General features: G+C 51.5%; 22 protein-coding genes and 3 tRNA genes. 8 read left to right on the top strand and 17 right to left on the bottom strand.

Annotation, left to right across the window (positions count from 1 at the left end):
• Window positions 1-4 precede the first annotated feature (4 nt).
• The 4 genes from ELR57_RS25330 to ELR57_RS25320 all read right to left on the bottom strand — a co-directional run bounded on the left by ELR57_RS25330 (window position 5) and on the right by ELR57_RS25320 (window position 2,071).
• The gene (locus ELR57_RS25330; RefSeq protein ID WP_126962276.1) at window positions 5-1,510 is read right to left on the bottom strand and encodes a TROVE domain-containing protein; all 1,506 of its coding nucleotides are present in this window, start codon (window positions 1,508-1,510) and stop codon (window positions 5-7) included.
• 200 nt (window positions 1,511-1,710) lie between these two features.
• Window positions 1,711-1,775, bottom strand: a tRNA-OTHER gene (locus ELR57_RS27980).
• 136 nt (window positions 1,776-1,911) lie between these two features.
• Window positions 1,912-1,986, bottom strand: a tRNA-Asn gene (locus tag ELR57_RS25325).
• 7 nt (window positions 1,987-1,993) lie between these two features.
• Window positions 1,994-2,071: transfer RNA gene (locus ELR57_RS25320), tRNA-Glu, on the bottom strand.
• Window positions 2,072-2,744: 673 nt separating this feature from the next.
• Between ELR57_RS25320 and ELR57_RS25315 the strand changes: the two genes are divergently transcribed.
• A complete protein-coding gene (locus ELR57_RS25315; RefSeq protein WP_126962274.1) occupies window positions 2,745-4,070 on the top strand; it encodes a helix-turn-helix transcriptional regulator in 1,326 nt (441 codons plus the stop codon).
• Complete coding sequence (locus tag ELR57_RS25310) at window positions 4,045-4,857, top strand: WYL domain-containing protein (protein ID WP_126962272.1); 813 nt, start codon at window positions 4,045-4,047, stop codon at window positions 4,855-4,857. The genes ELR57_RS25315 and ELR57_RS25310 overlap by 26 nt, the downstream gene beginning before the upstream one ends.
• A 46-nt stretch (window positions 4,858-4,903) precedes the next feature.
• Here the strand turns inward: ELR57_RS25310 and ELR57_RS25305 are convergent, their stop codons facing one another.
• Both ELR57_RS25305 and ELR57_RS25300 read right to left on the bottom strand, forming a co-directional pair.
• Entirely contained in the window at window positions 4,904-5,776 is an 873-nt protein-coding gene (locus ELR57_RS25305; RefSeq protein ID WP_126962270.1) for a formylglycine-generating enzyme family protein, read from the bottom strand.
• Window positions 5,777-5,863: 87 nt separating this feature from the next.
• Entirely contained in the window at window positions 5,864-6,499 is a 636-nt protein-coding gene (locus ELR57_RS25300) for a glycoside hydrolase family 11 protein (protein ID WP_126962268.1), read from the bottom strand.
• A 257-nt stretch (window positions 6,500-6,756) separates the two neighbouring features.
• On the opposite strand from ELR57_RS25300, the gene ELR57_RS25295 reads away from it, so the two are divergent.
• Window positions 6,757-7,503, top strand: coding sequence for a GNAT family N-acetyltransferase (locus ELR57_RS25295; protein WP_238162690.1), 747 nt, complete (start codon window positions 6,757-6,759; stop codon window positions 7,501-7,503).
• Between the two features lie 51 nt (window positions 7,504-7,554).
• Here ELR57_RS25295 and ELR57_RS25290 read toward each other — a convergent pair whose 3' ends face one another.
• Window positions 7,555-7,965 (bottom strand): PH domain-containing protein, encoded by a 411-nt coding sequence (locus ELR57_RS25290; protein ID WP_158630172.1) that lies wholly within the window; start codon window positions 7,963-7,965, stop codon window positions 7,555-7,557.
• A gap of 168 nt (window positions 7,966-8,133) precedes the next feature.
• On the opposite strand from ELR57_RS25290, the gene ELR57_RS25285 reads away from it, so the two are divergent.
• Window positions 8,134-8,976, top strand: a complete 843-nt coding sequence (locus ELR57_RS25285; RefSeq protein WP_126962262.1) for a DegV family protein — start codon at window positions 8,134-8,136, stop codon at window positions 8,974-8,976.
• An 80-nt stretch (window positions 8,977-9,056) separates the two neighbouring features.
• Here ELR57_RS25285 and ELR57_RS25280 read toward each other — a convergent pair whose 3' ends face one another.
• The 6 genes from ELR57_RS25280 to ELR57_RS25260 all read right to left on the bottom strand — a co-directional run bounded on the left by ELR57_RS25280 (window position 9,057) and on the right by ELR57_RS25260 (window position 15,893).
• Window positions 9,057-10,694 (bottom strand): response regulator transcription factor, encoded by a 1,638-nt coding sequence (locus ELR57_RS25280; RefSeq protein ID WP_126962260.1) that lies wholly within the window; start codon window positions 10,692-10,694, stop codon window positions 9,057-9,059.
• A gap of 7 nt (window positions 10,695-10,701) precedes the next feature.
• Window positions 10,702-12,447: a histidine kinase gene (locus tag ELR57_RS25275; protein ID WP_126962258.1), complete on the bottom strand. Its 1,746-nt coding sequence runs from the start codon at window positions 12,445-12,447 to the stop codon at window positions 10,702-10,704.
• A 74-nt stretch (window positions 12,448-12,521) separates the two neighbouring features.
• The gene (locus ELR57_RS28140; RefSeq protein ID WP_192896619.1) at window positions 12,522-12,677 is read right to left on the bottom strand and encodes a DUF6903 family protein; all 156 of its coding nucleotides are present in this window, start codon (window positions 12,675-12,677) and stop codon (window positions 12,522-12,524) included.
• Between the two features lie 9 nt (window positions 12,678-12,686).
• Entirely contained in the window at window positions 12,687-13,556 is an 870-nt protein-coding gene (locus ELR57_RS25270; protein WP_126962256.1) for a carbohydrate ABC transporter permease, read from the bottom strand.
• A 14-nt stretch (window positions 13,557-13,570) separates the two neighbouring features.
• Entirely contained in the window at window positions 13,571-14,461 is an 891-nt protein-coding gene (locus tag ELR57_RS25265) for a carbohydrate ABC transporter permease (protein ID WP_126962254.1), read from the bottom strand.
• An 82-nt stretch (window positions 14,462-14,543) separates the two neighbouring features.
• Window positions 14,544-15,893: a carbohydrate ABC transporter substrate-binding protein gene (locus tag ELR57_RS25260; RefSeq protein WP_126962252.1), complete on the bottom strand. Its 1,350-nt coding sequence runs from the start codon at window positions 15,891-15,893 to the stop codon at window positions 14,544-14,546.
• Between the two features lie 329 nt (window positions 15,894-16,222).
• Between ELR57_RS25260 and ELR57_RS25255 the strand changes: the two genes are divergently transcribed.
• The gene (locus tag ELR57_RS25255) at window positions 16,223-17,656 is read left to right on the top strand and encodes a carbohydrate ABC transporter substrate-binding protein (protein WP_158630171.1); all 1,434 of its coding nucleotides are present in this window, start codon (window positions 16,223-16,225) and stop codon (window positions 17,654-17,656) included.
• A gap of 3 nt (window positions 17,657-17,659) precedes the next feature.
• Here the strand turns inward: ELR57_RS25255 and ELR57_RS25250 are convergent, their stop codons facing one another.
• Complete coding sequence (locus tag ELR57_RS25250) at window positions 17,660-18,553, bottom strand: helix-turn-helix domain-containing protein (protein WP_126962248.1); 894 nt, start codon at window positions 18,551-18,553, stop codon at window positions 17,660-17,662.
• 177 nt (window positions 18,554-18,730) lie between these two features.
• Here ELR57_RS25250 and ELR57_RS25245 point away from each other — a divergent pair, with 177 nt between their 5' ends.
• Window positions 18,731-20,488, top strand: coding sequence for a glycoside hydrolase family 35 protein (locus ELR57_RS25245; protein ID WP_126962246.1), 1,758 nt, complete (start codon window positions 18,731-18,733; stop codon window positions 20,486-20,488).
• Between the two features lie 81 nt (window positions 20,489-20,569).
• Here ELR57_RS25245 and ELR57_RS25240 read toward each other — a convergent pair whose 3' ends face one another.
• The 3 genes from ELR57_RS25240 to ELR57_RS25230 form a co-directional block, all read right to left on the bottom strand.
• Complete coding sequence (locus ELR57_RS25240) at window positions 20,570-22,237, bottom strand: GTP-binding protein (protein WP_126962244.1); 1,668 nt, start codon at window positions 22,235-22,237, stop codon at window positions 20,570-20,572.
• A gap of 1 nt (window position 22,238) precedes the next feature.
• Window positions 22,239-23,138, bottom strand: a complete 900-nt coding sequence (gene cysD / locus ELR57_RS25235) for a sulfate adenylyltransferase subunit CysD (protein ID WP_126962242.1) — start codon at window positions 23,136-23,138, stop codon at window positions 22,239-22,241.
• A gap of 154 nt (window positions 23,139-23,292) precedes the next feature.
• Complete coding sequence (locus ELR57_RS25230; RefSeq protein ID WP_126962240.1) at window positions 23,293-24,465, bottom strand: cobalamin-independent methionine synthase II family protein; 1,173 nt, start codon at window positions 24,463-24,465, stop codon at window positions 23,293-23,295.
• Window positions 24,466-24,677: 212 nt separating this feature from the next.
• On the opposite strand from ELR57_RS25230, the gene ELR57_RS25225 reads away from it, so the two are divergent.
• Both ELR57_RS25225 and ELR57_RS25220 read left to right on the top strand, forming a co-directional pair.
• On the top strand, window positions 24,678-25,325 hold the full coding sequence (locus ELR57_RS25225) for a bifunctional transcriptional activator/DNA repair enzyme AdaA (RefSeq protein WP_126962238.1): 648 nt from the start codon (window positions 24,678-24,680) through the stop codon (window positions 25,323-25,325).
• Window positions 25,315-25,845 carry a methylated-DNA--[protein]-cysteine S-methyltransferase gene (locus ELR57_RS25220; RefSeq protein WP_126962236.1) on the top strand — a complete coding sequence of 177 codons (531 nt, stop codon included), beginning with the start codon at window positions 25,315-25,317 and terminating at the stop codon, window positions 25,843-25,845. The genes ELR57_RS25225 and ELR57_RS25220 overlap by 11 nt, the downstream gene beginning before the upstream one ends.
• Window positions 25,846-25,893 lie beyond the last annotated feature (48 nt).

The following is a 25,893-nucleotide window of genomic DNA, read 5'->3' as shown; positions in this document are numbered from 1 at the left end:
TTTCCTATAAGTCGGATTCTATAGGAATAGCTTCGATTTGTTGAACCATCGAATCATAGCCCTTGGCCGTCTGAGCGATGTAGCTCAGCACGGTATCGCTCCAGCCGTAGATGTAGAACGTATGGCGGTCCTGCGGCGGAACCATGGCGCTGCGGTAAGGCGCGATATCGATGATGAACGCCTTGACGTTCGGGTTTACCTTGGTACGGTATTGAAGCAGAGCCTTATAGAACGGACTTCCGCTATTCTGCTGTTCATCCGTGATGATAACGATCTGATCGACCTTGCGGCGTTCGGCCAGAAGCTTGCGCACCGGCGCTCCGGTATCCGTGCCGCCGCGGGCATGGATGCGGTCCGCTTGCGACAGAATGCTGTCCCGGCGAGACGGCTTCGCATCCTCGACTTCGGTGTCGAACAGCCAGAACAGGGAGTTGCCCTGAGTCTTCTTATACAACGCCAGCGCGAATACCGAACCGATCTGGAGGTACTCGCCGTTCATCGATCCGGAGATGTCCAGGAAGATGGCCGTCCGGTCTTCGAGCTCGGGCAGATTGGCGAAGGTGTACTCGACCGCATCCCGCAGGGCATCCCGAAGCTGCGAATCCTGTACCTGACGGAAAGCCTTGGCGAACCGGAAAGGCAGAATCTTCGCCTTCTGCAGCGCCCTCTGGTCGGTCAGTCGGGCGACGACCTTCTCCATGTTGTACCGGTTGTCGAGCGTGCCGGACCGATCGAGAGTGTTGAGATGGCGCAGCAGCGCGAACGTCGGCATCTGGTCGATCAACGCTTCCCATACCGCCTTGGTCGGCTTGACCGCGCCGGTTACGACCTCGTGAGGCAGCTTGCCGGTCTCGATCCAATGCAGCTGTTCCGCCTCGGTAGCCGCACGCTTCAATTGCTCATAGGCCTCTACTTGAGGAAGAAGAGTCAGGTTGGCCTCCTGGCCGCGAAGGTAGCGGAATAGCGCTTGCTGCTTCAGGTCGGCGGGCTTCGGGTGAGCCGTCGCGATCGCATCGCCCAGGTTGTAGCCGCGGCCGCGGCCATTGTACTTGATGGCCCAGTACTCGGATACGCCGCTCAGGAATCGGTTCACCTGCCGCTTGACCGCCCGGCCGCCTTCCCCTCTGCCCATTCCTTGCAGGATGGTCAGGAAGTCGGTCAGGTCCGAAGGAATTCTCACGACCTGCAAGAAGACCTTGGCGAACAAGTCCGGACGATATGCCGACAGAATTGCTAGGCCGTATAAGGGCTGCAGCCTCATGTATCCTTCGTTTCTTGCGTAGACCAGAGCCTTGGCCATGAATTGCGGATTGCTCTGCGCCATCTCGCGATGCAGCCCATCCGCTTCCGCCAGCAGCTCTTGCTGATCGGCATAGAACGTATTGCCGAATGTATTGGTCACCAGCGTCTGCACGTACTGCTCTTCCGCGGAACGGGCAAAAGCCGGATAGCCGTCTCGGTTTGTCATGTTCGGCTTGATCGCCGAAAACAATTTCTTTGCGATGCTCATCTTTATAGCCTCCTTAATTGAACCGGCGAAGAAGAAGAGGGAAGGTTAATTGCAGGACTCGAACCTGCCATAAAGCCCATTCACTACCCTAAAGTGTCGGAGTAACCCTCCCCGGCGCTTCGCCGGCGACTTGTTAATCCCATTGAGGAAATGCGGCGGAAAGGTACATGCTGCTCTACCAACTGAGCTATCCCGCCTACCGGCGGGAGTTGGACTCGAACCAACGACAAGCCGATTAAAAGTCGAAGTAACCCTTCCATGCGCCTCAACGGTTATTGCCTTACCTCGTCTTCATGCTTCTATCTTCGCTCATCCTCGGCCCTCCGAACATGGCGGAAGTATGACGACGGAGAAATATTATCCATAAGCAAAGTGCGGCTTCTTCCTTTCGATCTAAAGTTTGGCAGGGTTGGCAGGGCTCGAACCTGCGACGACCCGATTAACAATCAGGCGCTCTACCGCTGAGCTACAACCCTATGGAATTGGAGGCGTGGACGGGGCTCGAACCCGCAGATCCGGACTTGAAAGGCCCGTGTGTTCATCCAGTTTCACCACCACGCCGTGGCGGATAGGCGCGGGTATTCCCCGCCATCTGTCAACCGCCGTCTGCGGCAGTCTTTGTGATTTGGCCCATCCATATAGCGGAGCTATCCCATTGCCGTTCAACACCTACAAGACTGCAGGAAATCAGCGACTCGGCAGCGATCAAGCTCCATAAGAAAAAGACTACCGTTTGCCTCCGAGTCCTTCTCCACGGCTATTCCAGCCATAGAAAAAGACCGCTCGGCATCAAGCAGTCTTTACATCAACGCTTATGTAGACGACCTCTAACGGAGTCAGGCTGTGGAGAACAACAACCGACGAACCGGGACGGGTCTGCGCCTGTAAAGAATGCCTTTATAAGATTGGAGGAGGAAGTCATGCGTTTCGTTGCTCTCTTGCTCATTAATAAACGGCTGCTCTAAGTACTCCGGATTAAACGTCCATTCGAGTCGATTCATCTCGCGCATGCTGCCGCACTCCTTTCTCTTCAAAGTTAATTGGATTCACGGAACCCTCCGTGATGTGGATCCGCGCCTTGCGGCCTCGGCTTCACAACTTGATTATCGACGAAACGGAGAGCCGCGAACAGGGCGAAAGTATGGCGACGGTTAAAAATTTTCCATTTCCCCCAGCAATCCCGATTGTTAAAATGAAGAACATACCGATTCCGAACAGGCTGGAGGAGAAGCGAGTGGCTCGTGAAAGCTTCGATAAAGAGATTCAATTCCTTCGCATGCTGGCGTTAGCCGGAGGCGCGTACAGCAGGCAGCAGTTCGCCGACCGGCTCGGCATCTCCGTGCACACCTATGACAAGACGGTCCGGAACCTTAAGGAGATGCTCGGCACCCTGCAGCAGACCCTCCCGAACGAGCAAGGAGCCGAGCTGGCCGACGGCCTTCGCTACAATTACTACGAATCCGCCGATCCGCTGCTCCTCTTCTTGTATCGCGCCAAGTCGCTCAAGGAAACGGAGAGCATCCGGCTTACTCTGCTATTGACGGCGCTCCAGACGGATGTGCGGACCGCCAAGGAACTGCAGGACATCCTCTTCGAGCAGATGCCGGAGGATTACCCGCTTCCCGACGAGAAGACCGTGCGCGGGGACTTGAAGTACCTCGAGGAAGTCGGGGTGATCGTCCGCACGGACGAGAAGCGGCCTTATAAATACAAGGCTGCCAACGATCTCGTCAATACGCTGTCGGACGACGAACTCTTGGATCTGTTCGACTACGTCGATGTTCTAGCCAATACGCAGGTTCCTTCCGTACAAGGATATTTATTGCGCGACACTCTCAAGAAAGCTCTGCGCCGGCGAGGCATGGACCCGGAAGCGATGGAGACCCATCGATATAAGTATCATTACCACTCTCGCATTCTCGATGAAGCGCATCTATTTACCATTTTCAAGGCCGTTCAGCAGCGCAAGAAGCTGAGCTTCCTCTATCTCTCGCCGAAGAAGGGCAAGAACTACGCCTCCCAGAATACGAACCCTCTCTTCGAGCGGGAGACGGAGGGCCATATGCAGTCCGTTCTCCCCCTGCGGGTCGTGTACGATCATCAATACGGGCGTTGGTATTTGATCGGGCACAGCTCGCGGCTTGGCGTCATGAAATTCCGGATGGAAGGTTTGACTCAGATCGAAGAAGGCGAGGTCGTCCCGGAGGAGGACTTCTCCCGGAGATTGGGCCTTCTCGAGGAGCAGATGGGCACCAGTTGGGTGACGGATACGCTGCGTCCCGTAAAGGTTGCGGCGCGCTTCTTCAACCCCGATCGGTCCGGCGCCAACTTCGTTCGCGAACGGGTCGAAGCGCAAGGGCAGTGGGGGACCATTACGGAAGAATCCGAAGCGTCGTTCCTATACGAGATTACCGTCAACGGAATCTACGAGATCAAGCCTTGGCTGCGAAGCTTCGGGTCGAGCTGCGAGGTGCTGGAGCCGGCTTGGCTTCGGAAGGAGTTTATCGCGGAGTGGAAGGAGATTCAGAAGTATTATGAACCTGTTCGAGAAGATCTTTAACTTTCAGATCATCGCTCGCCTCGACGAAGCCGGCTCCTTCGCGCTCACCTCGCAGGAACGGACTTGGCTCAAGACGATGCTGGAGCACCCGGCGTCGAACGACGCTTTTGCCCCAGGGACTCTGAGTACGCTTCGACAGCTCCTGCAAGCCGAGGCTTCCACCGGGATTCGCGAGATCATCATGGAGAAGGCCAAGAGCCGCGAGCGGCAAGTCTATCATCCGCTGCTGCGCTCCCTCCGCCGGACGATCATGCTGAATCGGGGGATTCGACTCTCTTATCGAATCAAGGGCGGCGGGGTGAAAGCCGGCCAGTCCGGTCTGCCGTATAAGCTTGAATACAACATGGTCAAACGGGAATGGTACCTGCAATGGTATTGCACCCGCAACCGTTCGCTGATGTCCACCAAGCTGCAAAATATCTTGGACGCGGAGGAAACGGCGCTGCCCGAGGAACGAGTCGCCGAGCTTCGAGAGCGTCTGGAGCGTTTGCTTGACCAGCGTCGGGAGACGGCCGTCATTCAAGTCGTTCCATCCTACAACGCGGAATTATCCCGAATCTTGTATGCTTTCTCCTGCTTCGAGAAGTCGGTATCCTACGACGATGCATCCGATACCTACCGAATTCATGTCGCCTATCCGTCGGACGAGAGCGAGTTTCTCTTATCCAAGATTCGCTTCCTCGGCTTGCGCGTAAGAATCGAAGAGAACGCGCGGCTCCGGTCCCGAATGAACGAGTCCGCGGCCAAAGCTCTGTCGCGTTACGGGCTGCGGAGCATAAACGAATAAAAGGACGAAAGTCCGGGCAGCTCTGCCGCCGCTCGGACTTCCCTCCTTATTCCCCTCGTACCACCCGGAACCCTTGATCCGGCCCATAGCCGTTCGCCTCGAACTTGCCCCGGAAGGAAACCTCGTCGTTGCTGACATCTCCGATCCAGCCTCCGCCTTTGACCACCCGGAAGATGCCGCTCTCGCTGTCCGCGTCCTTATACCAGTCCCAGCACCATTCCCTGACGTTGCCCGACATGTCGTATAAGCCTAACTCGTTGGGGCTCTTGGTTCCGACCGCCTTCGTGCCGCCGCGGTTATTCTCGATTGCCGGCCAGCTCCAATCGCCCGACAAGAATTGATCTCCGGAATTCCTCCAGTACCAGGCGACCTCGTTCGCATCGTCGCTTCCGCTGTACGGGTAATTCTTGCTCAACGTGCCTCCGCTCGCGGCATATTCCCACTCCGCCTCCGTCGGCAAGCGATATCCGTTCGCTCCTTCGCGGATCGTTACGGTCCATTTCAGATTATCGTTATCGCTCTTGTTATTCGGGTCGGTCTTGTTGCGGTTCACGTCATAATAAGGTTCTAAGCCCTCTTTAAGGCTTCTTTCGTTGCAGTATTCGATAGCGTCGTACCAACTGACCATCTCTACCGGCTGATTGCCTCCCTTTATGACGGAGGGATTATTCCCCATGACATCGAGCCATTCCTTCTGGGTAACCTCGTATTTGCCGATATAAAAATTCGATAGAGTGACGCTTTTGCCGAAGAAATTGGAGGTTTTATTCGTAAAAGGGCCGCCTTCGACGAACACGAGATTGTCCGGTTGTTCGGGTTTTTTCTCCGCGGCCTCGGCTTTCGGGTTCGCGCGTTCTTGCGAGCAAGCGCTGAGAAGCGCCGTCATCGCGATAAGGATGAATATCGTAACCTTTCTCATAGGAGGTCTCCTTCCGGTTAATGAAAGGCAAGCCCGCCGGTTGGAAGACCGGCAGGCCCAATCAGAGTCAGGATGACAACCCTTGCCTTACCACACCGTTACGTTGGAGCTTCCGCTGCTTTGGTACCCCTCTGTCGCAAGCACCTGATAGGACCAGCTGCTGCCCAGATTCATGCCGACGTTCCTCCATGCATTCACATGGTTGCTGAAGGTGATCGAGACGTTGCTTCCCGTCGGTCTCTTCGACTGGCGAACGCTCCAATACTGGGTGAACGTCTGAGTGCCGTCGATCGAAGGGGCATTGTATCGCGTATTCGTATAGATATCATAAGTTCCCCCGTCGCTGTTCACGGAGCCTTTATACGTGCCGGTTGGACGATAAGTGCCCCAGCTGTCGACAACGTAATATTCGATGAGCGAGTTCCTTGTCCATCCATAGAGGGTCAGGTAGCCGTTGCCGGACGGAGCCCAGACGCCGGCATTGTAATTGATCGTCCGGGTCGGCGAACCGGTCGTCCAGCCCTTGCCGACGACGAAGTTCCCGGTATTGTACCAATTCACGCTGTAGTTGCCGCCGGAGCCGTTCACCGCATTGACCGTCCCGCCTCCGTCGGTCCAATTCTGCCAGTAATCCGTTGCCGCGCTCGACGTCGCCGCGAACAAGCTGGAGCTTACCAGGGCAGCAAGAACGATCGGAGCCATCTTCTTCTTGAACTTAAACATAATCTACCTCCTTAGTGTTGCGGCTGCTCTGCTGCATGCCGCTTCGTTCGTTTGCCTCTTCTTGCCGGACAAACCTCTTGCCGATTGCCGAGAAACAACCTCACCTCCTTTCAGTGAGATTATAATTTGTAAGCGCATTCACAACAACGAGACAAACTATAGGACAAACTCTGAATTTTTTACTTTTTCATCCAACTTGGTATTATTATTCGTCATAATGTATAATTATGCTAAATACAGCGATACGGAGGCTCTCTATGGAGAACAAGCTCATCGAGGAACTATCCTTAAACCACTGGCAGTCCTTATCCACTCTTCTTTACGATGGATGGGTTCTGCGCTTCGCCGACGGATACACCAAACGCGCCAACTCGATCAATCCCCTTCACCACTCTACCGAAGATTTGGATAAGAAAATCAGAGAGTGCGAGAAAATCTATACGGATAACCGCCTGCCGACCGTGTTCAAGATGACTCCCTTCAGCCTGCCTGCGAATCTGGATCAAGTATTAGAAGGGAAGGGGTTCTCTCGGGTGGATCCGACAAGCGTCCAGACTCTGGACTTAGAAAGCATAAGAGAGCCTGATCGAACTTCCGTCGAAATCGCGGAGATCGTCTCCGACCTCTGGTTGGATGCCTTCTGCCGGCTTAATAATGTGAAGGCCGCGAACAAGAACACCATGCAGCGCATGTTGTCCAACATCCGAACCAAGAAAGGCTTCGTCTCGTTCTATGAGGAAGATCGGGTTATCGCCTGCGGTCTAGGGGTTATCGAGAGAGGGTACATCGGGCTGTTTGATATCGTCACCGATTCCCTTTATCGGAATCGAGGGTTCGGGGAACAGATGATCTTGAATCTATTAAAGTGGGGAAAAGAAAACGGAGCGACGCGCAGCTATTTGGCGGTTGTAGCGAACAACGAGCCGGCGTTAAGGCTCTATGCCAAGCTCGGCTTCAAGGAGGTTTATCGGTATTGGTATCGAGTGAAGGGGGAGGCACTTTGACGATAATCAGGTTAGCCCGTTGTCCCAATGCTCCCGCTCCTTAACGATCGATTAACCGTATACTTCCTGCAGCTTCAACAGGTGCTTCTTGTGATTGGACAAGCCGATGCACCAATTATTCGGCTTAAACACGAGAGCGGAATCATCGGGGAACTCGATTTTTACGGATGTCTTCATAAACCCCTTCTTCAGCAAAATCTTTCTCACATCGTTAAGGGCGATGACGGCCATGTTCCCGGTCAGCCTGCCAGTCGTTTGATCCATCTGGCAGATGAGAACCCGTTTATTCGTTACGCAGACGATCATATGCCTGTTCGAAGAGAACGCTCCCCCTTGGAAAATCAAATACTTGGAAAAGGAAGCGAGCTTCATCACGTAAAAGTAATAGTAGTCGTTCTCGCCTGGCTCGGCTATCTGTTTGAAGTAGTCGTCAAAATACGAGTTGCGGTTAAACACGGACATGGAGTCGCACCTCATTATCGAAATTTGGTCATATAAACTGACATTACACTTAAAAGAAATGTCTGTAAATATTTAGCTTTGTCGAAAATTTGCTATTATATCGCGCAGAATGCTATTCTACAAGGAATAATCGGAAGCCCCCATATCATTCGAAAGCAGGAATCAACCATGAGCAGCATCAAGATCGTAACCGATTCGACGGTGGATTTGTCGGATGCCGAATTGAAGCAATACGGGATCGAGGTCGTCCCCTTAACCATCTGCATCGGCCATGAGCACTATATCGATCGAGTGGATATTACCCCTACCGAGTTCATCGAGAAAATGAAAGCATCCGATACGCTGCCGAAGACGTCCCAGCCGTCGGCGGGCGCATTCTTGGACATGTATGATCGGCTAGGGACGGACGGAAGCGAGGTCATCTCCATCCATATGACCGGCGGGATGAGCGGTACGGTGGGCTCCGCCAACATCGCCGCAGAGATGACGGAGACAAAGGTTACCGTGGTCGATTCGCGATATATTACGAAGGCGCTTTCATTCCAAGTCATCGAAGCCGCGAAGATGGCCCAAGCGGGCAAGACGGTCGAAGAGATCCTGGCACGGCTGGAATCCATCCGCGAGCATACGCGCTTGTTCGTCGTGGTGGACACGCTCGACAATCTGGTCAAGGGCGGACGTATCGGCAAAGGGGCGGCTTGGATCGGCTCGCTTCTGAAGATCAAGATCATCGCTTCTCTCGAAGGAGGAGTGTACAACCCGGTGGCGAAGGTCAGAAGCCGCGCCCATGTCGTGTCCCACTTGGCGAAGCAATTCGCGGAAGACGTTAAGGATAAGGCCATCCGCGGCGTGGGTCTCGTTCATGCGGAAGGCAACGAGCTAGCCGTGAAGCTCAAAGAAGCCATCGTAGAGCTGACCGGATATGATCGATTCAAGATCGAGGACACCACTCCGATCATCAGCACGCATACCGGAGTCGGAGCTATCGGGTTCATGTATTATTTCGAATGAGTAGACGTAAGGCGAAGAAGGCGGCTGATAACAGCCGCCTTCTCTAATTTCCAAGTCAACCTCGAACCATCCTTTTCGGCTTACGACGATTGATACGTTTGTTTCTTTTGCTGACCGGCTTGCATGACATGGCTTTTATAATCGGAAGGGGATACTCCGAACTGCCGTTTGAACATTCTGCTAAAATAAAATTGGTCGCCGATTCCGACTAACGCGGCTATTTCCTTAATGTAAGTATGGCCCCTCATGATTAACTCCGCCGCTTTGTTCATCCGTACGTTATTGATATATTGAATCAGGCTCATTCCCATTTGATCCCGGAAAACGCGGCACAAATAATTCTCGCTGAAACGAACGTGTTCGGCTATCATCTCCAACGTGATCTTGTCCTGATAATGCAGCCCGATGTAGCTAATGACATCGGCTATTTCTTGCCTGGTTACCGTCGAATGATGAGAACGGGGAACATCCGTCCAGAAGCTCAGGCTATCCAAGGCTTCCATTGCCGTCGCTAATAAGGTTTCCGAGTTCCTGCAATTCCGAACGTTGTTTTTCAGTTCCTCGTATTGTTCCGCGTTCATCACGGATATTTTGTTGTCGCTTAACGGCAAATAATCCAAGCATTTATTGATGAACGTCTTGAGCGCATACGGACGGATCCTTCTTTGATGGGATTGTTCGACAAACGTTCTCAACATCAGCAGGATGGACTCTCGATCATCCTTAAAGAAATAATGGAGAATGGAATTGGAGAAATCCACGTAGTTGACAAAATCGACGTCCTGCTTGAGTTCGATATCATTCGCGGAAATAACGGAATGTTCCTCGAAGAAGGTGATCTCGATGGCATCCTTGCAGGCCTGATACGTTTGTCTTGCCTCCGGATAGCCGCCGGTTATGGCCGACGAGTACACGATTACGGGTTCCATCGTCATATACATTTCGATCAGCTTTTGAATTCTATGCACGAAGGACAACGGCTCGAATCGGCATTGATGCAACCGTTCCTCGGCTATCAGTACAAGAATCGCGTTGGCTTCCGCTTGGAAGATCTCGACATCCTGTTCGGATTCCATGAGATCAAGGATCATGTTCTCGATGAAGGACATCGAAATCGTTAAATTCCGTTCTATTTGCGATGCAGAAATGTCTAAACGGATATAGAACAGGCAGCAGGCTTTATTCGATAAATGCAATTGAATCCCTTTGTTCTGCAGAAGGGGCTCCAGGTCGGGATATCCATTCGTGAAATAATCCTTTAGCATCGTATTCTTGACGCTCTTCAGATTGCTGCGCATCTCTTGCTCTCTCGTTACTTGCTCTTGCAAGGAAAGCTGCTGTTCCTGAAGGAGCTTCGAGGCCTTCTGCAGCTGCTCGATCAGCACATCCGTCTGGATACTGATTTTCAACATATAATCGACCGCGCCAAGCAGCAGAGCTTCTCGTACAAGCTCATATTCGCCGAAATTGCTTGCTACGATGATTTTCCCTTTATAGCCTTGATCGTTCAGTTCCCTTATAAGCTGAAGCCCATTTACATTAGGCATCTTCAAATCGGTAATGATGATATCCGGATGAAGCTCATTCACCAAAGCCAATGCTTCATTCCCGTCCGAGGCGGTCCCGCAGATAGGAAAACCAAGGCTATCCCAATCAATCATCGTACGCAGAGCGATTTTTACGATAGGCTCATCATCTACGAGCAATACCTTGAACATTTAGGAATTAACCCCCTTCGGACTTATGACTGGGAATGATCATCGTGCAACGGGTGCCTTCTCCTACCGCGCTTGCAATGAACAAACCATATGGCTCTCCGTAATGGAGTTTAATACGTTCGTTCACGTTGTTTACTCCAATGCCCGATAGCTTATCTTTATTATCCGAAGCATGGCTTACGTTCGTATCGAATCCTTTGCCGTTATCCGTAATTTCGATATGAAGCTGATGATCAACCTTTCGGACTTTGATCCGAATATCGATCGATTGGCCATTCTCGGCAATCCCATGAATAATGGCATTCTCGGCGACGGGCTGCAGGATTAGCTTCGGAATGGAATAAGACAGCAGTTCGTCATCGATCTCGTAGCTCACCTGGAACCTGTCCGCATAACGAATCTTCTGAATCTCGAAATAATGCGCTAAATTTCGAAGCTCCTGTTCAATGGTAACCTCTTCGTTATTGTCTAGGATCGTACTGCGCAATAACTCGGATAGGGAGCTTATTCCGTTGTTGAGCACGGGCACCTGATTAATGACGGCAAGCCAGCGAAGCGTATTCAAAGTATTGAATAGAAAATGCGGATTGATCTGCGACTGAAGCATCTGGAGCTCCAGCTCCCGCTTTCGTTTGTCATCCAGCTTCTGGTTATCGATCAGCCGCTCGATCTCGCTGACCATGCTGTTTATTTTGCGGGAAAGCGCGCTCATCTCGTCGTCGCTCTCGTCGTGAATGCGATTGGATAGATCGCCGTTCGAGACTTGGTTGCTGAACGCGATAATCCCCTTTATCGGTTTGACAATGCTATTGTTCATAAAATAAATAATGATCACGCTGGCGATGACGATCAACAATATAATAACAATCATGCTTAGCATGATTTGACTAATTTCCGAGTTAATATAGGAATAAGGCATCAAAGAAATCAGATACCAGCCAATCTGCTCGTTATAGATGTAGGATACTTGCTGTTCGGCATTATTCACCCTTCCGGAGAAGGAAGAACGATTGTTTGCCTGCTGTTCCCTGATCATCTGGAAAAGCGCAGGATCGGAGTATTGGCCTCCCAGCTTAACCTCTTTATCGCTTGAGGAGAACACCGTCCCGTCTCGGCCCATAATGATGAGCTTCGACCCTTTCCCTAGATCGACGCTTGATAGGATGTTCTTGGAGAATAAGTCCGTGCTGACGTATACGAAAGCATATCCGATCTGCTCCGAGCTGTCATGCTCGGCATGGATCTTTCGTCCTACGGCGATCGTGTCGTAGGATTTGGTCGTCCTTACATAAGTGAGTCCGTCATACGGCGCGTTCGCATCCACGTCCGATATGGCCTTTTCCACGTATTCGTTGCTGATGGTTTCATAGCCAAGCTCGTAGAAGGGTTCGTGATTCGTATCGTAAATGCTAACGGTTACAACATGAGACGGAAATATCGTTCGAAAGATCGCATCCATAGCCGACTCTTTGGACGTCTCGGTAACGCCCTGTTGGGAACGCCCGCCGGATAAGCTCGCTTGCACGAATTCGTTCGTCGAGATCGACCCGTCAAGAAATTGATAATTCTGAAGCTCCGTCAGCATGTTTTTGTTAACCAACGTTATCGCTTGATAGGTAGATGCGCTAAGCTTGTCGCTAATCGAATCCGAATATAGCTTGTACGCGTAGTATCCGAGAAACAGAATCGGAATAACCGACACGATGAGAAAGGTTCCGATCAATCGATGCTGAATCTTCACTTTGCGCAGCATGGCATTACCCCTTGATGTTGTTCTGTAAAAGAAGATGGTTCCCCCCCTAGCGAAGGAATCATCTTCTGAGAAACTTATTTGTACTTTCTGTTATACAGCCATAATAGACTTATAAGCGCGGCAAGCCCTAGCAGCATCGTTAGAAGTCCTGCCGGGCCGATCGATTGATGACCGAATACGGTAAGCGATATTCCGATAAGGAACAGGATCAAGTAGAACAACTTATCCATACTAGTATATCATCCTTTCAACCCGCCCATAGTCATCCCTTGGGTTAATTTCTTCTGTACCAAAATATAGATAAGCAAAGTCGGCAGCATCACGATGACGAGACCGGCATACAGCTGTCCATACTGAACGGCGGACTTCTGCGCGGCCAGCAGGTTCATCAGCCCGACCGGAAGGGTCTTTAATTCCGGCTTGGTCAGCAAGGTCATCGAGATAATGTATTCGTTCCAGAACGAGAGGAAGTTGAACAGAATAATCGTAATGATCGCGGGCCTTGCCATCGGCATAATAACCTGAACCATCGTCCTGAAGTATCCTGCCCCATCGACGGAAGCCGCCTCTTCGTATTCCTTCGACAGCGATTTGAAATACCCCGACAGCAAATACACGGTAAACGGCAACGCCATGGCCGTGTACACGAGCGCCAATACAAAAAGGTTATTCAACAGGATAGGGTGGCCGAACATGCTGCGGGCCGCTTTGTCGCCGTTGTTCAACATTAGGAAAATGGGCACGATGATATAGTTTACGTTAATGAACAAGCCGGCCATAAACATCGTATTCCATAGCGCGTTTCCTTTAAATCGGAAACGGGCGAGCACATAGGCCGCCGGGAGAGCGATAACGAGCAATAAGGCGATTGCCAAAGCCGTTACGAGCACGGAGTTGAACATGTATTCGCCCATATTCGCCTTCAGCCAAGCGTCCGCAAAGTTCTGAAGATAAATGCCCTTGGGCATCGCCCACGGACTTCCGTAGAATTCAACATCTTCTTTAATCGAAGCGGCAAACGCCCACAATACCGGAATAAGGATCATGACGGTTAGCGCTAGCAACACCAAATAGGACAGAGTCTTGAATGCTATTCCTTTGCTTGTCATCCTTTCTTCCCTCCTTAATACTCTAGATGATCGCGCTTGGTAACCGCATTAAGAATGCCCGCTAAAGCAAACGAGAACAAGAACACGACGACGCCGATCGCCATGCCGTAACCGTAAGAAGAATTCGTATAGGCTTCTTTGTACATGTAGCTTAAGAACACTTCCGTCGCTCCGTCCGGACCGCCGCTTGTCATGGCCGTAACGAAGAGGAAGCTCATATTGATCGTGCTAATGATAAAGAAGGTCAGCGTCGTACGAATATTCGTCCAGATGAGCGGGATCGTGATCGTAAAGAACTGGTGAATAGGCGACGCGCCTTCGAGATTGGCGGATTCGTATAAGCTTTCCGGAATGTTGGCCATGCTTGCCATGTACATAACCATGTAATAGCCGATCGCTTGCCAAATCATGGCGCCCGCAAGGCTGTAAATAACGACTTTCTGATCTCCAAGCCACAGGACGGGTTCGTCTACGGCATGGAACAATTGAAGAACCGAGTTGAGAAGTCCATTGTTAGGATCATAAATGGCGGAAAATATCGCGCTAATCACGACTACGGACAAAATGTTGGGAATGTAAAAAACGGTTCGATAGAAATCTCGCCCTTTGAGCTTCGTTCGCGAAAGAATCCCCGCAAAGATTAGCGCCAATGCGAAGGTAACGATCGTTACCACGATAATTAACAGGATGCTGTTCTGGAATACTTGGTAAAACTTATCGCTGTGGAACAGCTTATTGAAATTATCCAACCCGACAAACGTCTTCGTGTCCGTATATCCCCCCCACTTGTAAAGGGACATACGGAATACGTCGATGCTGGGAATGAACATGAAGACGATAAAAAGGACGACGGCCGGAGCCAGACAAAAGAATATGAAACGGGATCTTCCCCTGTTGGATGCCATTACTCGAGCTCCTTCCTTGTGGTAACGCAACTGTGGCCAGTTTTCACTGGCCACAGCACCATTTGCTATATTAGACGACTTCTTATTCTTGCGCCGCGCGAAGGGCATCGCTTGCTTTCGTGATCGCACTCACCCAATCTTGCTGCTTTTTCGCGCCCGTCACCAAGGAATCGATCGATCCGAATACGGTATCGGAGATATTGACTCCTTCTACCGGAGCGGTCGAGGTGAAGGCGCCCATCGCCGCTTTGGCGCCATTATCGTAGATGCTGTAGAACAGCTTGTTATCGCCTTCCAGTTTCTCGGACATGCCTTTAATCGGCTGCACCGCGCCTGCCTTCGCGAAGATCGCCGCAGCTTCGTCGGAATAGAGATAAGCGATGAACTGCTTCGCCAGATCCTGATTTTTGGCTTTAGCCGGAACCCAGATTTGCTCGAAGAAGGTATAAGAATAACGGTCTCCGCCATTGGCTACGGCCGGCAGGGAAGTGAAGCCCCATTTGAATCCATCCGCGCGAGGCGCGTTCGCCATCTCGTTGACGACCCATGTACCGTTAGGCATGAAGAGGGCTTTGTTGTCCAGAATCAGCTGTTGGTTCTTGGTGAAGTTATCTTTGTTGCCGTTAGCCGGAACGGTTTTCTCCGTGTAAGAAGCGAGCTTAGCGATAATATCGAAGGCTTGCGTCGCCTCCGGCGATTGCCAGATTCCTTCCGAATAGCTCATCGCCTTCCCGAAGAATTCGGGTCCGCCGACTTCATTCAGCAAAGCATAGAAGAAGGAATCGAAATAACCCGTTGTCGGATAAGCGAATAGGGCGATTCCTTCCGCTTTGGCCTTATCTCCCAATGCCCACATCTCATCCCAAGTCGTCGGCACTTCCCACCCTTTTTGCTCGAACAGACCCGCATTGTAGAACAGGCCGGTAGGGCTGTAGAACATCGGCATCAAATAGGTTTTGCCGTCGTTATGCGGATTGGTTATCGTCGTGTCGGTAAAGCCGGGAATGATCTTCTCGCTTACGGCGGCCTCTTCGCCAGGCACCTTCATCGAAAGAACGTCCGTAAGATCGGCCATATTGTTGTCTTTAACGAATGTTTCTGTAAGCCCTTTCGGTTGTCCGACCGCCAAATGAATGACGTCCGGGAACTCGCCGGATTTCATGCTCGGTCCGATGACGTCCTCGATGTTTTTCTCGATCGTCATGTCGACTTTCACGCCGGGAACCTTCTTCTCGAACGCGGCCGCGACTTCTTGCCACGGAGCTTTTCCGTATGCGGTTTCCAGTGCGGCGAATTTCAACGTACGAACTTTGCCGGATGATGCATCGGAGCTAGCCGAGCCGTTCTGCTGCGTGTTGCCGTTGGATGAACCGCAGGCGGCTAGAGTAAATACCATGCTTGCCGCAATCGCCAGGGTTGCCATTTTTCTCATCGTATTGCCCCTCCTCGATATTCGAAAAAAGTAGGTATGAATGTTTCCGCTCACTCAGATTAACCAATCGATTTTAAAGTGTTCAATAGCATCGGGCAAAGTGGATAAAACCGCTCATCGGTTTGCAAAATCGTCTATCCGCCGATGGTTCGATCGATTTTCCATAGCAAAGCCAACGGGGTTGATTGGCGATGACAATATTTGTTTCTGCCGATTTTCGTTAAAATCGTACATGAATGGAGTATGATTATTCATGTTCATCTCTATCGATAGTGCTCATAATTGATCTGTTAAGGGTCGATTACGATAAAATTCTTGGAGTGGTCAGGATGCAAAGATATTCGCGATTCATTTTGGCAGCGGTTGCAATTCTGGGTATCGCAGCTATTCCGACAATCAATATGATTAACGACCGAGCTTCCCGCTCAGACGAATCCGTTAATAAGGAGCACCTGGGCGATAAGGCAAGCTTCAAGAACAAGAATCTGGATATCGCCGTGTTCCAAGGAGGATACGGACCCGAATACTGGAATGAAATCACCGAGAAATTCGAAGCCGCTTATCCCGGAGTGCAGGTCCATCTAACGATCAGCCCCCGAATCGGCGATGTGATCCGGCCTCAGATCGTCGCAGGGAACCCACCGGATTTTCTGGCGATATCGGATACGGAACAAAGCGGGATTATGGCTTCCCTAGTGAAAGAAAAAGGGCTAATGGATATCACCGACGTGTTCGAAGAGAAAGCCTTGGATAGCGACCAGCGCTTAAAAGACATGATTCTTCCCGGCATTCTCGAGAGCAAGAGATTCTCTCCTTATTCGGACGGGCAAATTTACATGGCACCGTTTAACGCTGCGCCAATGGGGCTGATCTACAACAAAAAATTGTTTAAGGATAAAGGCTGGAAGCTGCCCGAGACATGGGACGAGTTTTTTGCGTTGGATGAGGAATTAAAGAAACCGGAAAATTACGCAGTCGATGAGAATGGGCATAAAATCAAGCGCGCGCTATTTACTTATCAGGGAATCTATCCGGAGTATCTGGAAGAGATTCTCTATCCGTCCCTTGCCAATTCGGCTGGAATCGCGCAATTAAAAAAGATCTTTTCTTACGAACCGGGTTCCTTTAAGACGGAGCCGGTAAAGAAGGTATTGGATACCTTAGCGAAGCTTGGAACAGGCGGGTATCTGATGAATGGAACCGTCGGACTTAATCACACCCAATCGCAAACGGACATGATGCTGGGCAAAGCCGTCTTCATCGTTAACGGTTCGTGGATGGAGAACGAGATGAAAGATTCTCCGAGAGAAGAGGGCTTCGAATTCGGCATGATTCCCGTTCCCGTGTTCCATAAAGGGGATGAACGCTATATTCTTTCCAGCTATGAGCAATTTGCTATTCCGCTCAAGGCCAAGAACCCCGAGCTTGCCAAAGAGTTCTTGAAGTTTCTGTATACCGAGGAGTCCGTCATCTTATTCGCCAAGAAATCCAACGGCACTTTTGCGCTCAAGGGAGCCCAAGAGCTCTCGAGAAACTACTTAACCCCGGGCGTATATGAGATGTTCAGCGCTTATGAAGGGGCAACGGCCATTACGCAGGAATGGAACATTATTCCCAAGCAGTCCAAAGAAGACATGAGGAATCAATTGTTCAAGAAAGCCATCACGCCGATTATGACGGGGAAAATGACCACCGAGGAATGGATGAACCAAGTGGAAAACGCGTTTGCGGATATTCAAGCCAATATGATCGAGCCATACTAGCCCTTATCCGTCCTTATTGCTCGGAGAGAGAACGAACTTCGGCCGGAATGCGCTTGGCGGCATGCCTGTCCATCTGCGGAATTGCCTCGAGAAATGGCTCGCGGACTGGAATCCAAGCCGTTCCGCCAATTCCTCCATCGAATAGGTCGAATGCACGAGCAAATGCTTCGCCTGATTAAGAACGAGATTGCTCCTGTATTGCCGCGGAGATTGCCCGTAGACCTTGGTAAAGATATGCGTGCAACGACCGCGGCTGATCCCGAGCGAGGCCGCGATCTCCTCTATTTTCCCATTGTTATCGTTCCGCAGCCGCTCTTCGATCGCGTGAGCCAGCTCCGTCTCGAACAGAGAGGCGTTCTGCCGCTTCTCATCGCTCATCGGAATCGGACGCGGGGCTTTCTCGCCGTACTTGATGAATTCGCTAATGATTCCTAGAGTGTGAGATTGGATAATAAGGCGATTTAACGCTTTGTCGTCATCGACGGTGTCGGTGCGATTATTGTGCGAAAGCGCATCTTCGATAGCGCCGAAATGGGTCGGCAACGATAACCGAGCCGCCTCTTCCGCCCTAATGATCACGTAATCGGCCTCGCATAACCGTTCGCGTATGATGGGATCGTCCAGATCGAAGTGCAAGTTAAAGAAACGATAATCGGAATCCGGGCCATTCTCGGAAGCATGCGAGATTCCGGACTTGATCAACAGCCAATCCCCGCCGCCAAACGAAATAACCCGATCGCCTATCGTTTGCTTTATCTCCCCTTGCTTGCAATGCAAGAGTTCGAAGAGATAATGATGATGCCTGGGAAAGGACCAATTCGGTTGAAAATTCCCCACGTGGCAGCCGATAATCTGCAGCGTGCTCGTTAGATTAGGAAGTGTATAACGAATATCCATCAGAGATGGGCCTCCTTTCGTTCCGCATTTCTATCAATAGATTCTAGCGTAACGGCAATCCAAACAAAAGGTCAAATTTAACCTCCTTTTGTCCATTTGTTTGCCCATTCCCTCCGCTTAAAATGGGAGGTATCAAGAGTAGCAGCACGCATCCGAATCCCATTGGAGGGCACCTATATGACTGTGTTGTCCGTACAGAACGATCAATTCCTTATCGACAATAAACCTATCCGCTTGCTTTCCGGAGCGATCCATTACTTCAGAGTCGTGCCCGAATATTGGCAGGATCGTTTGATGAAGCTGAAGGCATGCGGCTTTAATACGGTTGAAACCTACATTCCATGGAATTACCACGAGCCTGTACCCGGTCGATTCAACTTCGAAGGCATGGCGGACGTTGAAGGGTTTATTCGAACGGCAGGCGAACTAGGCTTGCACGTCATCGTACGCCCGAGCCCGTACATCTGCGCGGAATGGGAATTCGGAGGTTTGCCCGCATGGCTGCTCGCCGATCGGGAGATCCAGCTTCGCTGCATGAACCGTCCCTATCTGGATAAAGTGGATGCCTACTACGATGAACTGTTGCCTAGGCTGAAGCCTCTGCTCTCCACGAATGGCGGCCCTATTATCGCCATGCAGATCGAGAATGAATACGGAAGCTATGGCAACGACACGGAGTATCTTCAATATTTGGAACGGGCCATGATAAGCCGCGGCATGGACGTCCTATTGTTCACTTCGGATGGACCGGAGAATCATATGCTTCAAGGAGGCATGGTTCCGAACGTACTGGAAACGGCAAACTTCGGCTCAAGAGCGGAGGAAGCCTTCGAGATGCTTCGCCGCTATCAACCGCAAGGTCCGTTGATGTGCATGGAATACTGGAACGGCTGGTTCGATCACTGGGGCGAAGAGCATCACGTCCGCGACGGCGAAGAAGTCGCCCAAGTGTTCGAGGATATGCTTTCTCTAGGAGCGTCCGTGAACTTCTACATGTTCCATGGCGGTACCAATTTCGGGTTCACCAGCGGCGCGAACGGCTTGGAACGGGACCACTACGAGCCTACGGTGACAAGCTACGATTATAACGCGCCCTTGAACGAAGCAGGCGATCCTACCGAGAAATACTTTGCGATCCGCGATATTATCGCTAAATATACCGATCTTCCTGCGATGGAAGTTCCTAAAGCATTGCCTAAGCAAGCTTATGGATCCGTCCATGCCGCTAGCCGTGCCGGATTGTTCGATCAGCTGGGCCAATTGTCCGAGCCCATCCCATCCGTCACTCCGGAACCGATGGAACGTTACGGACAGAACAACGGATTTATCGTCTACGAGACCTTTATCTCCGGTCCGCGCGAAGAGAAGGAGCTTATTATTCAAGAATGCCATGACCGAGCGCTGGTTTACTTGGACGATGAGTTCAAAGGGATCGTCGAAAGATGGGATTCCAGCAAGAAGGTTCATTTCGAAGTGCCGAGCGGAGGAGCGCGTCTGCGAATTCTCGTCGAGAATATGGGGCGCATCAACTACGGTCCTTATCTAGCCGATCGCAAAGGGATTACCGAGGGAGTTCGCCACGGCAATCAATTCCTCTACGGTTGGACCGTTTGGACGTTGCCGCTTGATAACTTGAAGCCTTTGTCCTTTGCGGCCATAGAGAAAGAAACGATGAACGGCCCGGCCTTCTATCGTGCGGAATTAACCATTGAGAATACGCCGGCAGACACGTTCTTGAAGCTGGAAGGATGGTCCAAAGGGGTCGTTTACGTCAACGGATTCAACTTGGGAAGATATTGGAGAACCGGTCCTCAGCAGACGCTTTACATTCCTGCACCGCTTCTTCGCCAAGGCAACAACGAATTCATCGTATTCGATATCGACGGAACGGATAGCTTGGAATTGCAGTTCGTGGACCAGCCTCTACTAGGGTAACGTAACATTCGAAGGGCAAGAAAAAGGAACAGAACCCTCCGTCGCGAAAGACGGAGGGTTCTTTATTCATGCTTATCGCAATTAAATCTCGTAGCTGATCGAATTCGGATTTTGGGCGATAACCGCTTTGACGACGCGGTTGAACGCGTCATTCGCCGCTTCTTCGAAGGACTTGTTCGTCTCGTCCGAATTCACTTCGATATACTCTTTGCCGATGATTTCCCTTGCGGTCTCAAGGTCGCTTGCGCTGGAAGAATCATAGGATACCAGCGCGATAAGCCCTGCATCGTTCAATACTTTGGCAACCTCCGCGACTCTCCGGAGCGAATCTCCCTGTACGTTCTCGAGCAGCATCGTATGGTAGCCCGAAGCCACCAGCCGCTTCTCGACTTCCTTCGCAAGTGCAGCCTTAGCCGAATTCGCGCCGGCGAACCAGACGGTCAACGGAGTCTGTCCCTTCTGCTGGGCGCGAACCTTCCTCGTGATCTCCGTATCCAGCCCCGCCGAGCTCTGCAGCGCTTCCTCGATGACCCCGCAAGCGGAAGTCATATTCGTCACGCGGTCGATCAGAATGAAGCCGCCGATGCTCTTGTTCTCTTCAAAGGTATCGAAGACGATGCTGTCGGATAACGAGAATTCGACCTTCGCCAATTCATTCTTGACGATTCGATCCGCCGGGACCGTATTGCCCGTATTAATATCGATCTTATGAATAATAGCCGTCACGGTACCGGGAAGAGTCTTCGTTCCTACCTTCACCCAATACGGCTTGCCCGGAGTCAGAACGGAATCGTCCATCCACAGAATCGTGGAACTGAAGCTGTCGGCCTCTTGAATCCGACTATCCGTCGTCAGCACGCAGCCCCGGGAAACGTCGACTTCGCGGTCCAATTGAATGGTAACGGGCTGACCGGCATAAGCCGAATCCCGATCTTGGTCGGTTACCAGGATCCGTTTAACTTTCGCCTTCTCATGACTAGGCAGTGTCGTCAGCTCGTCGCCAACCGAGATTTTCCCCGCTTCGATCTGGCCTTGGAAACCTCGGAACGTATGGTCCGGCCGGCAAACGCGCTGAACGGGCATCATGAACGCTTTCGTGTCGCTGGTCGTATGCACATCCACATTCTCTAAGTAAGGCAACAAAGCAAGCCCTTCGTACCAAGGGGTATTGGACGATTTGGACGTGATGTTGTCCCCTTCCGTAGCGGACACGGGAATGACCTGAATGCTTTGAATTTTGAACTCGGCCGTCGTTTGGAGGAAATCTTCTTTGATCGCCTCGAACGTCTTCTGGTCGAATTCGACCAAGTCCATCTTGTTCACGGCCAACACCAGATGCTTGATCCCCATTAGCGCGCAGATCCGGGCATGGCGCTTGGTCTGGGTAATGACGCCTTTGGTCGCGTCGACCAGGATGATCGCAAGATCCGCGAACGAGGCGCCAACCGCCATGTTGCGCGTATATTCTTCGTGTCCCGGCGTGTCCGCCACGATGAAGGAACGATGATCCGTCGTAAAATACCGGTAAGCCACGTCGATCGTAATCCCCTGCTCGCGTTCGGCCAGGAGTCCATCCAGAAGCAGCGAATAGTCGATCTTGCCGCCGCGGCTGCCCAGCCGGCTATCGAGCTCGAGCGCTCGCTCCTGGTCGGCGAACAAGAGCTTGGCTTCATAGAGCATATGCCCGATCAGAGTGGATTTGCCGTCGTCCACGCTTCCGCAAGTGATAAATTTCAGCAGACTTTTCATCTTAGAAGTAGCCCTCCCGTTTGCGCCGTTCCATGCTTCCGGCCGCTTCTTGGTCGATAACCCGGCTGGTCCGCTCCGAGGAGACCGCGCCCAGCGTCTCTTCGATAATCTCGTCCAGCGTAACGGCATCCGACTCGACCCCGCCGGTCAGCGGATAGCAGCCCAAGGTGCGGAAGCGGATCTTCTTCATCTCCACCTTCTCGCCGGGCTCGAGCTTCATCCGCTCGTCATCCACCATGATGATATGGCCGTCGCGATTGACGATGGGCCTTACGTCCGCGGAGTAGAGAGGGACAATATCGATGTTCTCCCGGCGAATGTATTGCCAGATATCCTTCTCGGTCCAGTTGGAGAGCGGGAAGACGCGAATGCTCTCTCCCTTGTTGATTCTCGTGTTGAACAGCTTCCACATCTCCGGCCGCTGATTCTTCGGATCCCACGAATGATTCTTGTTCCGGAACGAGAAAATCCGCTCTTTGGCGCGCGATTTCTCCTCGTCGCGTCTTCCGCCGCCGAACGCGACCGTAAAGCCGTACTTATCCAATCCCTGCTTCAAGGCTTGGGTCTTCATAATATCGGTATAGGCAGAGCCGTGATCGAAGGGGTTGATCCCTTGCTTAATGGCTTCCTCATTGGAATGAACGATCATCTCGATGCCGAATTCCTTCGCTTTGCGGTCGCGGAATTCGATCATCTCTTTGAATTTCCAGGTCGTATCGATATGCATGAACGGAAACGGCGGTTTCTCGGGATAGAAGGCCTTGAGCGCCAGATGCAGCATCACGGAGCTGTCCTTCCCGATCGAATACAGCATGACGGGCTTCTCGCATTCCGCCGCTACTTCTCGGATAATGTAAATCGCTTCAGCCTCGAGTTGATCCAGATGCGTAAGTTCTTGCATGGGCAAGGCGGCCTCCTTATAATCCTTACTAAAACCATCGTATTTGTACCTATACTATCAGATAATAACTTTTATGCAAAGTGGAAAAAAGTAAATTTCCAATAAAAAGACTCAGGTATGGGAACCTGAGTCTTGGGCCGTTGCCCAAACTTGCTTACACCTTTATTTCCGTTCCCCAATATTGCTCGGCGATGCGTTGGCCTTGCTTGATCTTCGCCCACTGTTCCTCTTCCGTCAATTCATTGCCGCCGTCGCAAGAGGCGAAGCCGCACTGGTGGGACAGCAGCAATCTGTCCTTGTCGATAATCTTCGATGCTTCGTCAAGCATGCGAACGACGCGGGCTTCATCGTCAAGCGTATGGGTCTTGGAGGACAACAAGCCAAGCACGATCTCCGTTTCCGGCCTGTCTTGGAACACCGCAAGCGCCTCAAGCGAGCCAGCGCGCTCGTCGTCCCATTCCAGGAAGAAACGATCGTATTTAAGCTGCTTCAAGAATAGATTCGCGATCTTCGCGTACGATCCGCCGCCCATGTTACGGGAATCATAGTTGCCTCGACAATTGTGGGTCCACATTTTCAATCCCAAGCGATGGCCGAAATCGATTACCGTATTGTTAATCTCAATGAATTCCGCGGCTAGAGCCTGCACTTCCTCTTGATCGATATTCTCGCCGGTATACGGGGAGTTCGGGTTATCGTCCGCGAACAGCTCCCATAGGCAATCGTCGAACTGCAGAATCTTGCCCCCGGCAGCGGCGAATTCCTCGACAAAGTCCTTATAAGCCTTCACAAGACCTTCTTTGAGCGCCTGTCTATCCTTATAGTAGGCTTCCGTGCCGCCAATGTTATCCGACCAGGACAACTCGCCGAAAATATGGGACGGGGATGGGACGCACAGCTTGGTTTCGCGGTCTCCGGCAAGGGCAAGAAGCTTCTTATAGACTTCAATGAAGTGATGGTTCTTGCCGCCCAATTCTCCCGTAATGCGCAAGCCGATATCTTTGCGGGTCTCGTACTTGGAAGTGCCATCCGTATCTCGGAAGAAGTAGCCATGATCCGCGATATAGCGGCTAACGCCTTGGAAGCCCCAGACGAAGTCCAGATGCCACATCGACTTGGAATATTCCCCGTCCGTAAGAATGGACAACCCGTTCTGAATTTCTTTGTCGACTACTGCCTGAATCGCATCCGCTTCGCACTGCTCATAGCCTTGGAAATCTTGGTAGAAGGGATAACGGATATCATCGCGATGTTCGATTTGATGCTTATATTCTAATAAGTTCGACGGACGCAGCAGGCTGCCTACGATTTGAAATTTGTTGCACATGTGAGTTCCTCCTCTAGCTAGCTCATGTCTCTCGGAATGCTCTGATTCTAGCACGGAGGAACTCATTCTACGTAACACTTAAAAGCGATACCTGGTTGTAGGCAGAAGCTATATCGAGCTTCGGCTATAAGTTTCGTTATCTTGCTGTTCTATTCGAATTAGCATACAAACAGCTCTTCAGAGGGTTATACTTATGAGGGAGGTGAGCGAGAATGGCAGATCGAGGCAGTCCTTATACGGATCGGGCGTTCAAGCGAGATGAGTCTAAGACATGCCCCCCTGAACCCGTCACCGATGAACAATGGCTAGCCATCATCAACAATGAAGCTTCCTATGATGGTCAATTTTATTACGCCGTAAAGACGACCGGAATTTTCTGCCGACCCTCTTGCAAATCAAGGCCGCCTAACAGAGAAAATATCGGCTTCTATCCAACGGCCGATCAAGCGCTGGCCGCCAAATACCGTCCCTGCAAACGGTGCAAACCGACAGGGCAGCGATTGCCTAATGAAGAATGGATCGCCCTGGCGATCGACTATATAGATCGGAACTACAAAGAGATGTTAACGTTGGAGAACCTCGCCGCCATTTGTCATGGCACGCCTTATCATCTTCATCGCACCTTCAAAAAGGTAATGGGCATTACGCCCGTGGATTATATCCAGCACATTCGGATCGAGAACGCCCAAACGATGCTGACTTCGTCAACTGCGCCGATTGCGGAAGTTGGAGCGCGCGTCGGTTTGTCGAACACCCCGTATTTTATTACCCTGTTCAAAAAGAAAACCGGGCAGACGCCGCAAAGCTATCGAAAGCGGCATTATCAACAACTCGAGGAGAGCGTTCAAAATGACGAATAAAATGAGCGGTCCTATCTACTGGTCGATTCTTTCCAATGAGGATTGGAACCTGCATATTGCCGCAACCGATGAGGGCCTTTGCTTTGTCGGTTCGCAGAACCAGCAGCTTGAAGAGCTAATCCAGTGGGCGAAAACCCGATATCCCGGCGGCAGCCTGATTCGAGACGATGAGAAGCTTCGTCCTTACGCGTCCGAACTTGCCCAATATTTGCAGGGAACACGCGAGCGCTTCACAGTCCCTATCGCCTTTCATGGAACGCCTTTTCAAGAAGCCGTATGGCATGCGCTCCGCGACATCCCGTACGGACAAACCAAATCCTACTCGGACATTGCCCAGCACATTAAGAAGCCTGCTGCCGTTAGGGCCGTCGGCGCTGCCATCGGGGCGAACCCGATCCTGATTACCGTTCCCTGCCATCGTGTCATCGGCAAGAACGGGGCGCTTACGGGCTACCGCGGCGGCATGGAAATGAAAACGAAGCTGTTGCAGTTGGAACGGGACTCCTTACGCTTAACCTAAATGGCAAAGAGACCTGGAATCTCAATGGATTCCAGGTCTCTTTGTGAT

Origin of the sequence: Cohnella sp. AR92, from assembly GCF_003990975.1 — a bacterium.
Taxonomy (GTDB): Bacteria; Bacillota; Bacilli; order Paenibacillales; family Paenibacillaceae; genus Cohnella.
Note: the sequence above shows the minus strand (reverse complement) of the source record. Positions and strands in the feature narration are given on the sequence as shown.

Coding starts and splice junctions, on each gene's coding strand:
- cysD (WP_126962242.1), bottom strand. CDS start 23,138: ATGCAAGAACTTACGCATCTGGATCAACTCGAGGCTGAAGCGATTTAC.
- ELR57_RS25245 (WP_126962246.1), top strand. CDS start 18,731: ATGACTGTGTTGTCCGTACAGAACGATCAATTCCTTATCGACAATAAA.
- ELR57_RS25270 (WP_126962256.1), bottom strand. CDS start 13,556: ATGACAAGCAAAGGAATAGCATTCAAGACTCTGTCCTATTTGGTGTTG.
- ELR57_RS28140 (WP_192896619.1), bottom strand. CDS start 12,677: ATGGATAAGTTGTTCTACTTGATCCTGTTCCTTATCGGAATATCGCTT.
- ELR57_RS25300 (WP_126962268.1), bottom strand. CDS start 6,499: ATGTTTAAGTTCAAGAAGAAGATGGCTCCGATCGTTCTTGCTGCCCTG.
- ELR57_RS25290 (WP_158630172.1), bottom strand. CDS start 7,965: ATGTCCGTGTTTAACCGCAACTCGTATTTTGACGACTACTTCAAACAG.
- ELR57_RS25250 (WP_126962248.1), bottom strand. CDS start 18,553: ATGGATATTCGTTATACACTTCCTAATCTAACGAGCACGCTGCAGATT.
- ELR57_RS25280 (WP_126962260.1), bottom strand. CDS start 10,694: ATGTTCAAGGTATTGCTCGTAGATGATGAGCCTATCGTAAAAATCGCT.
- ELR57_RS25310 (WP_126962272.1), top strand. CDS start 4,045: ATGAACCTGTTCGAGAAGATCTTTAACTTTCAGATCATCGCTCGCCTC.
- ELR57_RS25295 (WP_238162690.1), top strand. CDS start 6,757: ATGGAGAACAAGCTCATCGAGGAACTATCCTTAAACCACTGGCAGTCC.
- ELR57_RS25265 (WP_126962254.1), bottom strand. CDS start 14,461: ATGGCATCCAACAGGGGAAGATCCCGTTTCATATTCTTTTGTCTGGCT.
- ELR57_RS25220 (WP_126962236.1), top strand. CDS start 25,315: ATGACGAATAAAATGAGCGGTCCTATCTACTGGTCGATTCTTTCCAAT.
- ELR57_RS25260 (WP_126962252.1), bottom strand. CDS start 15,893: ATGAGAAAAATGGCAACCCTGGCGATTGCGGCAAGCATGGTATTTACT.
- ELR57_RS25225 (WP_126962238.1), top strand. CDS start 24,678: ATGGCAGATCGAGGCAGTCCTTATACGGATCGGGCGTTCAAGCGAGAT.
- ELR57_RS25285 (WP_126962262.1), top strand. CDS start 8,134: ATGAGCAGCATCAAGATCGTAACCGATTCGACGGTGGATTTGTCGGAT.
- ELR57_RS25330 (WP_126962276.1), bottom strand. CDS start 1,510: ATGAGCATCGCAAAGAAATTGTTTTCGGCGATCAAGCCGAACATGACA.
- ELR57_RS25255 (WP_158630171.1), top strand. CDS start 16,223: ATGCAAAGATATTCGCGATTCATTTTGGCAGCGGTTGCAATTCTGGGT.
- ELR57_RS25305 (WP_126962270.1), bottom strand. CDS start 5,776: ATGAGAAAGGTTACGATATTCATCCTTATCGCGATGACGGCGCTTCTC.
- ELR57_RS25240 (WP_126962244.1), bottom strand. CDS start 22,237: ATGAAAAGTCTGCTGAAATTTATCACTTGCGGAAGCGTGGACGACGGC.
- ELR57_RS25275 (WP_126962258.1), bottom strand. CDS start 12,447: ATGCTGCGCAAAGTGAAGATTCAGCATCGATTGATCGGAACCTTTCTC.
- ELR57_RS25230 (WP_126962240.1), bottom strand. CDS start 24,465: ATGTGCAACAAATTTCAAATCGTAGGCAGCCTGCTGCGTCCGTCGAAC.